We start from the raw sequence: 14139 nt of genomic DNA, 5'->3' as shown, positions 1-14139 counted from the left end.
CCGTCCTGGACAAGAGTGAGCGGCGTCATCAGCCGAGAGGAAGCGCCGTGGTGTATTTTATCTCTTCCATCGCGAAGCTTGACGTGACATCCAGTAAACCTGGTACCGCGTTCACTAAACGCTTATAGAAGGCATCGTAGGTTTTCACATCAGAAACCTGGATGCGCAGCAGGTAATCATACTCTCCCGCCATCCGGTAACAACCCATCACCTCCGGCATCGCCTGCACGACAGCGACAAACTGCTGATACCAGCTGCGGCTGTGCTGCTGGGTTTTGATCAACATAAAGGCCGTCAGCGGCAGCGCCAGCTTTTCCGCATCAAGCAACGCTACCCGACCGCGAATATAGCCTTCATCTTCCAGCTTTTTCAGGCGTTTCCAGCAGGGTGTCGTAGTCAGGTGAACTGCTTCTGCCAGCGCCTGTAGCGAGAGCGTGCAATCCTGCTGCAGCAGCGCCAAAAGCTTCAGGTCTGTTTTATCTGGCATCGCCTTCTCCGGGAGAATAATTTTCTCATAAAGGCTTATTATACAGTAAAGAGAGCAAACCTTTTTTCCCATGAATGCCGTACTCTGTTGCAAACTATTCGGAGGGGAAAACAGATGACTACGCGTTGGGTTTCGCTGGCAATCAAAGAAATTAATGCTGATATCCAGCGTTCGGCAGATACGCATCTGATCCGCCTGCCGCTGCCAGCTTATCCCGGGGTCTGGCTCTATCTGAAAGATGAGAGCACCCATCCCAGCGGCAGCCTCAAGCACCGGCTGGCGCGCTCCCTGTTCCTCTACGCGCTCTGTAACGGCTGGATCAGGGAGGGAACGCCGGTTATCGAAGCGTCTTCAGGCAGCACGGCGGTGTCCGAAGCCTATTTCGCTCAACTGCTCGGCCTGCCTTTTATTGCCGTTATGCCCGCTTCAACGGCGAAACGTAAAGTTGAGCAGATCGCCTTTTATGGTGGTCGCTGCCATTTTGTTGAAGATCCCTGCCAGATGTATGCAGAATCGGAACGGCTGGCAAAAGAACTGAACGGGCATTTTATGGACCAGTTCACCTATGCCGAACGTGCTACCGACTGGCGCGGCAACAATAATATCGCCGACAGCATTTTCCAGCAGATGCGGAACGAACCTTTTCCCGTCCCCGAAAGTATCGTAATGAGTGCAGGCACTGGCGGAACCTCAGCCACGATTGGCCGATATTTACGCTATCACGGCCATCCTACCCGCCTGACGGTCGTCGATCCCGAGCATTCCGTTTTTTTCGATTACTGGCATCAGGGCGACAAAACGCTGCGTAATACGCGGGGGGGCAATATCGAGGGCATTGGCCGGCCTCGCGTGGAGCCTTCATTTATTGCTGGCGTGGTCGATGAAATGCTGCAGGTGCCGGATGGGGCCAGCATTGCTACCATGCTCTGGCTGGAAAAGCAGCTGGGCCGTAAGCCTGGCGCTTCGACCGGCACTAACGTCTGGGGCGCGTTACAGATCGCCAGACAAATGGTGGCGGAACAACGCAGCGGATCCATCGTCACGCTGTTATGCGACAGCGGCGAACGCTACCTCGACAGCTATTACAATCCGCGCTGGGTGGCGGAAAATATAGGTGATATCAGCGCCTGGCAGCGGGAGCTGGCATAAAAAAGCCGGGTATCCTGCCCGGCACACTGGATACGGGCCTCCTTATTCGGGGGAATAGGCGAGGTGAGGGGTAGAAAGCCAGTGATTAAGATAATGAGACACGCCCTGTGTCTCGCAATGTCCAATAACGGGGAGGTGCGGCAGATGCATTTTGAGCTGATTCATCGCATTTCCCATGATAAATCCGCGCCCAACCTTTTCCAGCATCTCGCGATCGTTCATCGCATCGCCAAAAGCCATGCAGTCCGCCAGGGTCAACCCTAACGACGCGCAGAGCCCGGTCAGCGCCGTGCCTTTATTACAGCCGGTCGGCAGCACTTCAAGGCAGTTTCTTGCCGAAAAGCAGAGATGGGCAGCGTCACCCAGCGCAACGCGCAGTTTCCTCTGCAGATCGCGAAGCTCAGCCTGCTCCGCAATAAAACAAATTTTGGTGACCTGATGCGCCGGCAGCCGTTTAAGATCGGTCAGCTGATAGCTGAAATCACTCATCTGATGCGCAAGGAGTATCTCTGGAACAACCTCCTGAGTCAGCCAGCCGTCATCGTTGAAAACGTGCATGCTCGCCGTCGTGTTCCAGTGGGAGTGGATCACTTCTTCCGCCACTTCAGGTGCAAGGTCACAGGCGAAGAGCAGATTTCCTTGCCTGTCGTGGATCCGGGTGCCGTTACCACTGATCAGATAAGCACTGAGTTTGAACTGCGCAATAAGCGACTGCATCTCCAGAAAGTGACGCCCGGTGGCAAAGGCTAGCAGTACGCCACGTTCAGCCACGGAACGCAACGCTGTCAGCGTCCTCTCCCCCAGCCGGTGGTTAGGCATCAGTAACGTTCCATCCATATCAAACGCGGCAAGGCGAGCCATAATTACTCCAGTGGCGTTCTTATTCGTCGGATCCTGAGTATCGCCTGGTAATTACGGTACGAATAGGGAATACTTTCAAAAAAATGTTCCGGGTTTAGCCATGCGCCAGCTTAACCGACTCAATCAGTATCAGCGGCTCTGGTCTGTCAGCCGCGGTGAAATCCAGTATACCAGCGTGACTGAAATGGCCAGCCGCTGCTTTTGCAGCGAACGCCACATGCGTACGCTGCTCGGACAGTGGCAGCATCAGGGCTGGCTCAGCTGGCAGGCCCAGTCTGGTCGTGGGCGGCGTGGCGAGCTGTGCTTTCTGAAAACGCCCGATCTGATCCGGCGTGAACTGTTACAGCGGCAACTCAGTCTCGGACAGCCGCATCAGCTCCTTGAGCTTATTAATCTCGAACCGGATCAGCTGAACCACTTGCTGAAACCCTTTATGGGTGGACAGTGGCAGGATGACCGGCCCACTCTGCGAATTCCCTATTATCGTCCTCTAGATCCGCTGCACCTTCCCGATGTGCCCGGACGCGCCGAACAGCATCTCGCGCGGCAAATCTATGCCGGTCTGACCCGGTTTGTGAAGGATAAGGTGGTGCCGGATATGGCGCATCACTGGCAGTGCAGCGGAGATGGCCTGAGCTGGTTCTTTTTTCTCCGGCCACAGCTTTACTGGCATAACGGTGAGCGCGTTGATTCGCTGCAGCTTCTTCACCGGCTACAGCAGATTTGTCACAGCCAGACCGGCAAAAAACTGCTGGCCGCCGTCAAATCTCTGACGCTGCCTCAGGCGTTATGCCTGCGTATCGATTTGCACGTTCCTGATAACTGGCTGCCCTGGCGGCTGGCAACCGTACCCTGTTTGCTGGCGCACCCCGATGAGGAGAGGCTGGGAACGGGCCCATGGCGTATCGCAGCCTGGTCCCGTGAACTCATCAGAATTGAAAACCATGAACGCTATCACGATTTTCATCCGCTGATGCAGGCGGTAGAGTACTGGATCACACCGCCACTTTTTGATCAGGCCCTGGGCAACAGCTGCCGTCATCCGGTACAGATTGCCATCGGCCAACCGGATGAACTGGCGCAACTCCGCCCCGTCAGCCGACGTCTCAGCCTGGGGTTTTGCTATATGGCGATCCGCCAGAACGCCTCACTGACCACGTCACAGCGCCATAAACTGATGAGGCTGATTCAAACGCCAGGCATGATCGACAGCCTGCCGCTACAGGAAGGGTTGATAGCACCCAGTCATGAGATCCTGCCTGGCTGGCAAGTCCCGGACTACAGGAGTGATGATACTGTTGCTCTGCCGACCATACTTCATCTGCATTACCATCTGCCGGTTGAGCTGCATGCCATGGCGGAAAAACTGAGGGAAGTGCTGGCTGAAGAAGGGTGCGAGCTGAGGCTGCATTTTTATCCGGCGAAAAACTGGCAGGCCTGTGACGCGCTGGAGAAAGCCGATCTGATTATGGGCGATCGTCTGATAGGCGAAGCGCCCGGCTTTACGCTTGAAACCTGGCTCCGGCTTGACCGGCTCTGGCCGGCGATTCTTGGCGAAGCGGCCTTTGTCGCTCTGCGCTCAGAGTTAGAGGCGCTTCAGAGCTGCCCCAGCGAAAGCGATAGAGAGCGTGCACTGCAACAGGTCTTTCACGAACTGATGAGTCAGGCGGTTATCCGCCCTCTTTTCAACTACCGCTATCAGATAAGTGCGCCTCCGGGAGTGGAAGGGATCGCGCTGAACGCGCGGGGATGGTTTGATTTTTCCCGCGCCTGGATACCGCCGCCGGTCACGATCGCCTGAGCGAAGCTACCCATCTGGCGTGGCAGGCAGTACCATATGCCGCATGCGTATTTATGAGGTAAAGAGTATGAAACGTGCAGTGGTGGTTTTTAGCGGCGGACAGGATTCAACAACCTGCCTGATTCAGGCGATTAAGCAGTATGACGAGGTGCACTGCATCACTTTTGATTACGGCCAGCGCCATCGTGCGGAAATAGAAATTGCGCAGGTGCTTGCTACCTCGCTCGGCGCACGTGCGCATAAAGTTCTCGACGTCACCATGCTTAATGAGCTGGCAGTGAGCAGCCTGACGCGCGACAGTATTCCTGTGCCAGCCTACGATCCGCAAGCCAGTGGTTTGCCAAGCACCTTCGTGCCTGGCCGCAATATTCTGTTTTTGACGCTCGCCTCCATCTACGCTTATCAGGTTGAGGCCGAAGCGGTCATTACCGGCGTCTGCGAGACGGACTTTTCCGGTTATCCCGACTGCCGTGATGAGTTTGTCAAAGCCCTCAACCACGCGATTGAACTCGGTATGGCGCGCAATATCCGTTTTGAAACGCCGCTGATGTGGCTGAATAAAGCGGAAACCTGGGCGCTGGCTGACTACTGGCAGCAGCTCTCTCTGGTCCGTAGTGAAACGCTCACCTGCTATAACGGTATTCAGGGAGACGGCTGCGGAGAATGCGCCGCCTGTCATCTGCGCGCAAAGGGGCTTCACGACTATCAGGCTAACCCCCGTCAGGTGATGCAGGAGATGAAGCGCAAGACCGGCTTACTCTGACAGCATCGCTTCCATACGCCTTTTGAGTTCTCCCACCATCGGCTGCGCCTTTTGCGTGCGCAGATCGATGCAAACAAACGTCAGCGCGGCATCTGCTATCGCCTCACCACCGGGCGCCAGCGTGACATTCTGACCAATCACGCCACTTTTACCTCCCAGCTGCAGCAGTTGGCTTCTGATTTCCAGTACATCCCCCATCAGGGCGGGCCGGCGGTAGTTAATATTGATATTCACCACCACAAAGGCCAGGTTGTTTTCATTCAGCCAGTGAAAAGATTCAAGCCGTTCCAGCCACTCCCAGCGCGCCTCTTCCAGAAACTCCAGATAGCGCGCATTATTAACATGTTGATAAACATCGAGATGATAGCCGCGAACTTTGATCGTGGTATGCATAGCGTCCCCGCTCCATTAAAAAAGGTCACACCCACTGGTATGACCTCTTACAAAGTAGCATCTGGTCGGGTCAGTGCCAGAAGATAACGGTGGATCTCGCGAAGGGGATCACAATTTCAGCCTTGTCAGATTGCGCTCTACGAGCGCATTCCCCATTCCCGGCACTTCTTTCAGCTGCGAAATTTCCGTAAAGGGGCCATATTGTTCGCGGTAACTGACGATAGCTTCTGCTTTCTTCAATCCGACGCCATTCAGCGCTGCCGCCAGTTCTTCCGCACTGGCCTGATTGATACTTACCTGCTCCTGCGTCAGCGTAGCCGCCTGAGCTGGCGCTTTCGTTTCGGCAGCCTTTGCGGTGGGGGCTGCATGGGCAGACAGGCCCATCATTAATCCTATCGTCAGCGCCAGACCGGCCGCGCCCAGTTTCCTGTTTTTCATGCTGTTTTCTCCCTATTTGTGTCAGCACAGCTACCCTAACCCCCTTCAAAAGCAGCGACAAACAGCAGAAAACAGAAATGGAAAAGGCCGCAGAAGCGGCCTTTGTTATTGCATCTAATTGCAGTAGAAATGCGAAGCTTACTGGGCTTGTGCGGCAGCGCCGTACTTCACTTTGCCTTCTTTACGCAGATTGCTCATCAGTGCTTCGAAGACGATTTGCGCATTGTTCTGGGTCATACCCTGCATCAGCGCTTTCTTCTGTTCCTCTGGCATAGCCCCAGTAGTCACTTTGTCGAGCGCAAGAATAACTACGTTGCCCTGGGCATCTTCACTGACGCTGTAGACAGGTTTATCCTGCTGCGGCGGCGTTAAGGTGAAGACCGACTGGGCCAGCGCGCCGGGTTCGTTACGGGTCAGCGTTTTCTGCTCACCAAAACGCAGGTTAGCGGCTTTCATCGCCTCATCACCCTTACCTGCTTTTAATGCGTCAACCAGCTTCGCGGCCTCGGCTTTAGCTTCATTCTGCGCTTTATCAGCCTTAAGGCGGCCAGTAATGTCAGCGGTCACCTCAGCCAGCGGCTTCACCGCCTCGGGCTTATGCTCACTGACGCGCAGCACGAACGCACGATCGCCTTCTACGGTAATAATGTCCGAGTTGCTGCCCGGCGTACCGTTTTCGCCAACCAGACCGCCGTCGAAGATAGCCTGTTCAACCGGCTTGAAATTAAGCTCCGCAGGGAGAGAATCCGCGCTGAACCAGCCGGTCTCTACCGCCTTCACGCCAGCCACTTCTTCTGCCCCCGCCAGTGACTCATTGTCGTTGCTGGCGGCATCGCTCACTTTCTGCTGGAGTTGATACCAGGCATCAAGCGCTTTTTCCTGTTTCACCTTAGCGGCAATCTCGTCATGAACGGTCGCCAGCGGTTTTACCTGCTGCGCTTCGATGTCATCGATACGGGCAATCAGGAAGCCCACAGAGGAAGAAATAATGCCCGATAGTTCTCCCTTCTTCTGCAGATTGGCGTTTTTCAGCTCGTCCGGCGTGGTATCCGGTTCCAGCCAGCCCATGTCTCCGCCTTTTCGGGCTGAAATGGGATCGATGGAGTGGCTTTTCGCCAGCGCGGCAAAGTCTTCACCTTTCTTCAATGCATCAAGGACGGACTGTGCCTCAGCTTCTGTCTTAGTCTGAATGATGCTGTAGCGGGTACGCTGCGGCTGAGTGTAATCCTGTTTATGGTCGTTGTACCATGACTGGATATCACCCTCGCTGACGCTTTCCTGCATGGCGGTGGCATCAAGCTTGATATATTTGACGCGGAACTGCTCCGGTGACATGAAGCTGTTTTTGTTCTGCTCGTAGTAATTCCTGATCTCTTCTTCACTCACGGTCTGTTTGCCCGCAAGGTCCGCAACGTTAATGGTGGCTTCACGTACCAGCCGCTGCTGTGAGATAAGCGCCGCCAGCGCATCTGTTTCGCCCGGCAGCATAAAGTCCGTACCGATAATGGCGTTTACCAGCTGCTGAGTCGTCATCTGCTTACGCAGCGCTTCCGCATAGCCATCCGCCGTTAAGCCGTTGCTGCTGAGGATGCCAAGATATTTGGTATTATCGAACCGGCCATTGGTCTGAAACGCCTGCTGCGAAAAAATCGCGTCTTTGATTTGATCGTCGCCAATCGCCAGGCCGAGATCCTTCGTATATTGTGTCAGGAGCGCCTCATCAACGAGCTGGGAGAGCGCCTGCTGACGCATTTGCTGCATCCAGGCTGGATTGCCGGCAAGCTGGGAGAACTGCTCGCCCAGCTGCTGCTGCTGCCGTGCCCGCTCACGGGAAAAGGCATTTTCAAGCTGGGCGCGACTGATTTCCTGGCCATTAACTTTGGCTGCGTAATCGTCGTTGCCGCCAATCAGGTAGCCGCCTACGCCGGTCAGCACGAAAGACAGGATGATCAAAGCCAAAATAATTTTGAGCACGACATTGTTCGACGCCGCGCGTAAATTGTCCATCATGGTGTGACAACACTCCGCTGTAGTGTGAATGTAAACCCCTGGCGCGCGTCCCGCATTCCAGGGGACGTGCTGCTGCGTAACTCGCCTGCCGCTTCACGCCCTTAACAACCGCAGTATGCGTTTGTCATTGAAACATAAAAAAAGGCACACCGGTGATTCCAGTGTGCCCTGTATGTTACATGAGAATGCTTTGACAATCCTCACCCTACCGAAGAAATTAGCGGTTAAGAGCGCGGCGATCAGTTCACCGCATCTTTAAGCGCTTTACCGGCGCGGAAACCGGGAACTTTACCCGCTGCGATAGTGATCTCTTTTCCGGTTTGTGGATTACGACCGGTGCGCTCTGCACGTTCACGCACCGAGAAGGTTCCAAAGCCTACCAGCGCCACTTCATCACCCGCTTTCAGCGTCTCGGTTACTGCACCGACAAAAGCATCTACAACACGGCCAGCGGCAGCTTTAGAAATATCTGCATCCGCAGCAATTTTGTCGATCAACTGTGACTTATTCACCCAATCATCCCCTTCTGAATTTTCATTATCGTGCCGGCTATCCTACCGCCACGAGCCTTAAGTGGAACCTGTCAGGCAGTAACAGGGAATCATAAGGCATCGCCGTCACTGGCTAAACAGCTCTCTAAATTAACGGCACAAAAAAAAGCTGGCAAGTCACTTTTGACCTGCCAGCTCTGCTTTTGCTGCGTATTTGTCTTATATCACTATTTGGCGGTCGCGACCTGCATGCCGTAAGGCGCATTTTGCAACGCAAACGTCAACACTTCCTCAATACGCTTCACCGGATGAATCTCCAGGTCGGCAATAACGTTATCCGGAATTTCTTCCAGATCGCGTTTATTTTCGTCTGGGATCAGGACGGTTTTGATGCCGCCACGGTGGGCCGCCAGCAGTTTTTCTTTCAGGCCGCCAATAGGCAGTACCTGCCCGCGCAGCGTGATTTCACCCGTCATCGCCACATCAGCCCGTACCGGATTACCGGTCAGGCAGGAAACCAGCGCGGTACACATCGCGATACCGGCACTCGGACCATCCTTCGGCGTCGCCCCTTCCGGAACGTGAACGTGGATATCCCGCTTCTCGTAAAAGTCGCCGTTAATGCCCAGCTTCTCCGCCCGCGCGCGCACAACGGTGAGCGCGGCCTGGATAGATTCCTGCATCACTTCGCCGAGTGAACCGGTATAGGTCAGCTTACCTTTACCCGGCACACAGGCGGTTTCGATGGTCAGCAAGTCTCCACCCACTTCCGTCCAGGCCAGACCAGTAACCTGCCCTACCCGGTTCTCACTGTCTGCACGGCCATAGTCATAGCGCTGCACGCCGAGGAAGTCTTTCAGGTTATCCGCATTGATCTCAATGTGCTTGATCGACTTGTCCATCAGCAGCGTTTTAACCGCTTTGCGGCACAGCTTGGAGAGTTCGCGTTCAAGGCTACGCACGCCAGCTTCGCGAGTGTAATAGCGGATGATGCCCACGATAGCACTGTCATCCACCGTCAGCTCGCTCGGTTTAAGGGCGTTACGCTCAATCTGCTTCGACAGCAGGTGCTGCTTAGCAATATTGAGTTTTTCATCCTCGGTATAACCCGACAGGCGGATCACTTCCATACGATCCAGCAGCGGCGCTGGAATATTCATGGAGTTTGAGGTCGCCACGAACATCACGTCGGAAAGATCGTAGTCAACTTCCAGGTAGTGATCGTTAAAGGCGATATTCTGTTCAGGATCGAGAACTTCAAGTAGCGCCGAGGCCGGATCGCCGCGCATGTCGGACGACATTTTATCGATCTCATCCAGCAGGAAAAGGGGGTTTTTAACGCCCACTTTTGCCATTTTCTGAATGAGTTTGCCCGGCATGGAGCCGATATAGGTCCGGCGGTGACCGCGGATTTCCGCTTCGTCACGCACGCCGCCCAAGGCCATCCGGACATATTTCCGGCCGGTCGCTTTGGCGATAGACTGGCCCAGCGAGGTTTTACCCACGCCCGGCGGCCCTACCAGACACAGAATCGGCCCTTTAATTTTGCTGACGCGACTCTGAACCGCTAAATATTCCAGGATACGGTCTTTCACACGCTCCAGCCCGAAGTGATCGGTATCCAGCGTTTCCTGCGCTTTGATCAGGTCTTTTTTGACTTTGCTGCGCGCATTCCAGGGTACCTGAACCATCCAGTCGATGTAGCCACGAACGACGGTCGCCTCTGCTGACATCGGCGACATCATTTTCAGCTTCTGCAGCTCGGCTTCGGTCTTTTCACGCGCCTCTTTTGGCATTTTTGCCGCGTCGATTTTCCGCTTCAGTGCTTCGTTTTCGTCCGGTGCATCATCCATTTCGCCCAGCTCTTTCTGAATGGCTTTCATTTGCTCATTCAGGTAATACTCGCGCTGGCTTTTTTCCATCTGCTTTTTGACGCGATTACGAATGCGTTTCTCAACCTGCAGCAGGTCGATTTCCGATTCCATCATCGCCATCAGATATTCAAGGCGCTCGTTCACATCTGACATTTCAAGCACCGACTGCTTGTCGGCCAGCTTAAGCGGCATATGCGCGGCAACCGTATCCGCCAGGCGTGCGGCGTCTTCGATGTTGTTCAGCGAGGTCAGGACTTCAGGCGGGATTTTCTTGTTCAGCTTGATATAACCTTCAAACTGATTGATCGCCGTACGCACCAGCACTTCCTGCTCACGTTCGTCAATCTCCGGCGACGCCAGATATTCCGCCTGAGCCGTAAAATGATCGCCGTTATCGGCAAGCGTAGTAATGTGCGCACGTTGCAGACCTTCGACCAGCACTTTTACCGTGCCGTCAGGCAGTTTCAGCATTTGCAGGATCGAGGCTACGGTCCCTACAGAGAAGAGATCGTTTATGCCAGGTTCATCCGTTGAAGCTTCTTTCTGAGCGACCAGCATGATTTTTTTATCATGATCCATGGCGGCTTCAAGGCAGCGGATCGATTTTTCACGACCGACAAACAACGGAATTACCATGTGCGGATAAACCACTACGTCACGCAATGGCAACACAGGGATTTCAATGCGTTCAGAACGCTCAGGATTCATAGAGCTCTCTCTTAGTTTAATTTCCGCCAGGGTGAAGGGAACCACAACAGACAACTAAAGTGCAGTTTGCCCCACAGGTAGTTGAGTATATGGGGATGAATACGCGACATTCAACGTTATGTGCGAGAGAAAAACGAAAGGGGGAAAAATTTCCCCCTTATTCAGTTAACTGACTGGAAAGAGGCGGTTATTTATTCACCAGACGCCTGTTGCGCGTCCTGTTTTCCATAGATCAGCATCGGGTCAGTCTGGCCATTGATGACGGAATCATCAATCACCACTTTTTCCACGTCATCCATCGAAGGAAGATCGTACATGGTGTTCAGCAGTGCGCCTTCCACGATTGAGCGGAGACCACGCGCGCCGGTCTTACGCGACATCGCTTTTCTGGCAATCGCCGTCAGCGCTTCATCACGGAACTCCAGCGCAACCCCTTCCAGATTGAACAACGCCTGGTACTGTTTTATTAGCGCGTTCTTCGGCTCACGCAGGATCTGGATCAGCGCTTCTTCACTCAGCTCACTCAGCGTTGCCACCACCGGCAGACGGCCAATAAATTCCGGGATCAGACCAAACTTAATCAGATCTTCCGGTTCAACCTGCGCCAGCAGCTCACCTTCGCTCGCTTTCTGTGATTTGCCTTTTACCGTTGCGCCAAACCCGATACCGGAGCCAGTTTCCACGCGCTGGGAAATGACTTTATCCAGGCCGGCAAACGCACCGCCGCAGATAAATAGGATTTTGGAGGTGTCCACCTGCAGGAATTCCTGCTGGGGATGCTTACGTCCGCCCTGTGGTGGCACGGCTGCAACCGTTCCTTCAATCAGCTTCAGCAGCGCCTGCTGCACACCTTCACCCGAAACGTCACGGGTGATGGAAGGATTGTCCGATTTACGTGAAATCTTATCGATTTCATCGATATAAACAATCCCGCGCTGCGCTTTCTGCACGTCATAGTCGCACTTCTGCAGCAGTTTCTGGATGATGTTCTCGACGTCTTCGCCCACATAACCGGCTTCGGTCAGCGTGGTGGCGTCCGCCATGGTAAAAGGCACATCAAGCAGACGCGCCAGCGTTTCGGCCAGCAGCGTTTTCCCGCTCCCCGTAGGGCCAATCAGCAGAATGTTACTTTTACCCAGCTCGATACCGTTGCTGGTATCGCCGTTGCGCAGGCGCTTGTAGTGGTTATAGACCGCGACGGCCAGCACCTTTTTCGCTCTTTCCTGGCCAATAACGTAGTCATCGAGATGCTCGCGGATTTCATGCGGCGTCGGCAGGGAACTGCGCTCGCGGTGCGGCGCAATTTCTTTAATCTCTTCACGGATGATGTCGTTACATAAGTCGACACACTCATCGCAGATATAGACTGACGGGCCAGCGATTAGCTTGCGCACTTCATGCTGGCTTTTGCCGCAAAAAGAGCAGTACAGCAGCTTTCCTGAACCGTCTTTGCGCTTATCTGTCATCAGTTAACCTCATGCCTTTTTTCGGCCTTTGCAGGCTGACGTAATTAAAATGAACCTATTTCAATATAGCCCATTTTAACGGTTAGTTGTCAGCCACGACGGACTGTCTGGCCAGTCAAATATTGCTATCGGATTGATAATAAAGAAAAGTATAAAGATTTTGAGTCACCCAATGTACTAACCTGCTGTTTTAGACACTAAAAGCTCGCAGCTGACATGTTGATTCACCGGGAAATGGAGTGCACCGATGGCGCTTGAGATCAAAACAGAGGATGTACGATAGCGTTTAAAGAAAACCGGAGGTTCGAATAAAAAAAGCCCATGATTTATCATGGGCCTTTTCAAAAGGGGATGCGTTATCTGAACGAATAGCGCAGGTTCGTATCCCAGGTAGCGTCACTCACCAGATGCCTGCTGGGCGTCACCCTTACCGTAAATCATCATCGGTTCAGACTCACCGGCAATGACAGCATCGTCAATCACCACTTTTTCCACGTCATCCAGGGAAGGAAGATCGTACATGGTGTTCAGCAGTGCGCCTTCCACGATTGAGCGGAGGCCACGTGCGCCGGTCTTGCGCGACATCGCTTTTCTGGCAATCGCCGTCAGCGCTTCATCACGGAACTCAAGCTCAACGCCTTCAAGATTGAATAACGCCTGGTACTGTTTAGTTAACGCATTCTTCGGCTCACGCAGGATCTGGATCAGCGCTTCTTCACTCAGTTCACTCAGCGTTGCCACCACCGGCAGACGGCCAATAAACTCCGGGATCAGACCAAACTTAATCAGATCTTCCGGTTCAACCTGCGCCAGCAGCTCGCCTTCGCTCGCTTTCTGTGATTTGCCTTTTACCGTTGCGCCAAACCCGATACCGGAGCCGGTTTCCACGCGCTGGGAAATGACTTTATCCAGGCCGGCAAACGCACCGCCGCAGATAAACAGGATTTTGGAGGTGTCCACCTGCAGGAATTCCTGCTGGGGATGCTTACGTCCGCCCTGTGGTGGCACGGCTGCAACCGTTCCTTCAATCAGCTTCAGCAGCGCCTGCTGCACACCTTCACCCGAAACGTCACGGGTGATGGAAGGATTGTCCGATTTACGGGAAATCTTATCGATTTCATCGATATAAACAATCCCGCGCTGCGCTTTCTGCACGTCATAGTCGCACTTCTGCAGCAGTTTCTGGATGATGTTTTCGACGTCTTCGCCCACATAACCGGCTTCGGTCAGCGTGGTGGCGTCCGCCATGGTAAAAGGCACATCAAGCAGACGCGCCAGCGTTTCGGCCAGCAGCGTTTTCCCGCTCCCCGTAGGGCCAATCAGCAGAATGTTACTTTTACCCAGCTCGATACCGTTGCTGGTATCGCCGTTGCGCAGGCGCTTGTAGTGGTTATAGACCGCGACGGCCAGCACCTTTTTCGCTCTTTCCTGACCAATAACGTAGTCATCGAGATGCTCGCGGATTTCATGCGGCGTCGGCAGGGAACTGCGCTCGCGGTGCGGCGCAACTTCTTTAATCTCTTCACGAATGATGTCGTTACATAAGTCGACACACTCGTCGCAGACATACACTGACGGGCCAGCGATTAGCTTGCGCACTTCATGCTGGCTTTTGCCGCAGAAAGAGCAGTACAGCAGCTTTCCTGAACCGTCTTTGCGCTTATCAGTCATCAGTTAACCTCTTCTGTTATCTTCGTC

12 protein-coding genes are annotated in these 14139 nt (G+C 54.0%); 3 read left to right on the top strand and 9 right to left on the bottom strand.

Annotated features, from left to right (window positions below; translation table 11 throughout):
* Positions 1-28 precede the first annotated feature (28 nt).
* Positions 29-487 carry an Lrp/AsnC family transcriptional regulator gene (locus EA20_RS0113165; protein WP_024967279.1) on the bottom strand — a complete coding sequence of 153 codons (459 nt, stop codon included), beginning with the start codon at positions 485-487 and terminating at the stop codon, positions 29-31.
* Positions 488-601: 114 nt separating this feature from the next.
* Between EA20_RS0113165 and EA20_RS0113160 the strand changes: the two genes are divergently transcribed.
* Positions 602-1636, top strand: coding sequence for a PLP-dependent cysteine synthase family protein (locus tag EA20_RS0113160; RefSeq protein ID WP_024967278.1), 1035 nt, complete (start codon positions 602-604; stop codon positions 1634-1636).
* 42 nt (positions 1637-1678) lie between these two features.
* Here EA20_RS0113160 and cof read toward each other — a convergent pair whose 3' ends face one another.
* Positions 1679-2497 carry an HMP-PP phosphatase gene (gene cof, locus EA20_RS0113155; RefSeq protein ID WP_024967277.1) on the bottom strand — a complete coding sequence of 273 codons (819 nt, stop codon included), beginning with the start codon at positions 2495-2497 and terminating at the stop codon, positions 1679-1681.
* Between the two features lie 100 nt (positions 2498-2597).
* On the opposite strand from cof, the gene EA20_RS0113150 reads away from it, so the two are divergent.
* The gene (locus EA20_RS0113150; RefSeq protein ID WP_024967276.1) at positions 2598-4298 is read left to right on the top strand and encodes an SgrR family transcriptional regulator; all 1701 of its coding nucleotides are present in this window, start codon (positions 2598-2600) and stop codon (positions 4296-4298) included.
* Between the two features lie 67 nt (positions 4299-4365).
* Positions 4366-5061, top strand: a complete 696-nt coding sequence (queC, locus tag EA20_RS0113145) for a 7-cyano-7-deazaguanine synthase QueC (RefSeq protein WP_024967275.1) — start codon at positions 4366-4368, stop codon at positions 5059-5061.
* Here queC and EA20_RS0113140 read toward each other — a convergent pair.
* The 7 genes from EA20_RS0113140 to clpX (EA20_RS0113110) all read right to left on the bottom strand — a co-directional run bounded on the left by EA20_RS0113140 (position 5053) and on the right by clpX (EA20_RS0113110) (position 14112).
* Positions 5053-5454 (bottom strand): thioesterase family protein, encoded by a 402-nt coding sequence (locus EA20_RS0113140; protein WP_024967274.1) that lies wholly within the window; start codon positions 5452-5454, stop codon positions 5053-5055. The two genes, queC and EA20_RS0113140, sit on opposite strands and share 9 nt — an antisense overlap.
* Before the next feature lie 108 nt (positions 5455-5562).
* Positions 5563-5892, bottom strand: coding sequence for a helix-hairpin-helix domain-containing protein (locus EA20_RS0113135; RefSeq protein ID WP_024967273.1), 330 nt, complete (start codon positions 5890-5892; stop codon positions 5563-5565).
* 138 nt (positions 5893-6030) lie between these two features.
* Positions 6031-7902: a peptidylprolyl isomerase gene (gene ppiD, locus EA20_RS0113130; RefSeq protein ID WP_024967272.1), complete on the bottom strand. Its 1872-nt coding sequence runs from the start codon at positions 7900-7902 to the stop codon at positions 6031-6033.
* 239 nt (positions 7903-8141) lie between these two features.
* Positions 8142-8414 carry a nucleoid-associated protein HU-beta gene (gene hupB / locus EA20_RS0113125; protein WP_024967271.1) on the bottom strand — a complete coding sequence of 91 codons (273 nt, stop codon included), beginning with the start codon at positions 8412-8414 and terminating at the stop codon, positions 8142-8144.
* A 206-nt stretch (positions 8415-8620) separates the two neighbouring features.
* Positions 8621-10975 carry an endopeptidase La gene (gene lon, locus EA20_RS0113120; RefSeq protein ID WP_024967270.1) on the bottom strand — a complete coding sequence of 785 codons (2355 nt, stop codon included), beginning with the start codon at positions 10973-10975 and terminating at the stop codon, positions 8621-8623.
* A gap of 191 nt (positions 10976-11166) precedes the next feature.
* Complete coding sequence (gene clpX / locus EA20_RS0113115) at positions 11167-12441, bottom strand: ATP-dependent protease ATP-binding subunit ClpX (protein WP_024967269.1); 1275 nt, start codon at positions 12439-12441, stop codon at positions 11167-11169.
* A gap of 396 nt (positions 12442-12837) precedes the next feature.
* Positions 12838-14112, bottom strand: a complete 1275-nt coding sequence (gene clpX / locus EA20_RS0113110; protein WP_024967268.1) for an ATP-dependent protease ATP-binding subunit ClpX — start codon at positions 14110-14112, stop codon at positions 12838-12840.
* Between the last annotated feature and the right edge of the window lie 27 nt (positions 14113-14139).

Source organism: Pantoea sp. IMH (genome assembly GCF_000599885.1).
Classification (GTDB): Bacteria; Pseudomonadota; Gammaproteobacteria; order Enterobacterales; family Enterobacteriaceae; genus Erwinia.
Note: the sequence above shows the minus strand (reverse complement) of the source record. Positions and strands in the feature narration are given on the sequence as shown.

Bases quoted from the DNA above. Each gene is read 5' to 3' on its own strand.
- EA20_RS0113135 (WP_024967273.1), bottom strand. From the start codon at position 5,892: ATGAAAAACAGGAAACTGGGCGCGGCCGGTCTGGCGCTGACGATAGGA.
- queC (WP_024967275.1), top strand. From the start codon at position 4,366: ATGAAACGTGCAGTGGTGGTTTTTAGCGGCGGACAGGATTCAACAACC.
- EA20_RS0113160 (WP_024967278.1), top strand. From the start codon at position 602: ATGACTACGCGTTGGGTTTCGCTGGCAATCAAAGAAATTAATGCTGAT.
- clpX (WP_024967269.1), bottom strand. From the start codon at position 12,441: ATGACAGATAAGCGCAAAGACGGTTCAGGAAAGCTGCTGTACTGCTCT.
- EA20_RS0113150 (WP_024967276.1), top strand. From the start codon at position 2,598: ATGCGCCAGCTTAACCGACTCAATCAGTATCAGCGGCTCTGGTCTGTC.
- EA20_RS0113165 (WP_024967279.1), bottom strand. From the start codon at position 487: ATGCCAGATAAAACAGACCTGAAGCTTTTGGCGCTGCTGCAGCAGGAT.
- cof (WP_024967277.1), bottom strand. From the start codon at position 2,497: ATGGCTCGCCTTGCCGCGTTTGATATGGATGGAACGTTACTGATGCCT.
- clpX (WP_024967268.1), bottom strand. From the start codon at position 14,112: ATGACTGATAAGCGCAAAGACGGTTCAGGAAAGCTGCTGTACTGCTCT.
- ppiD (WP_024967272.1), bottom strand. From the start codon at position 7,902: ATGATGGACAATTTACGCGCGGCGTCGAACAATGTCGTGCTCAAAATT.
- EA20_RS0113140 (WP_024967274.1), bottom strand. From the start codon at position 5,454: ATGCATACCACGATCAAAGTTCGCGGCTATCATCTCGATGTTTATCAA.
- lon (WP_024967270.1), bottom strand. From the start codon at position 10,975: ATGAATCCTGAGCGTTCTGAACGCATTGAAATCCCTGTGTTGCCATTG.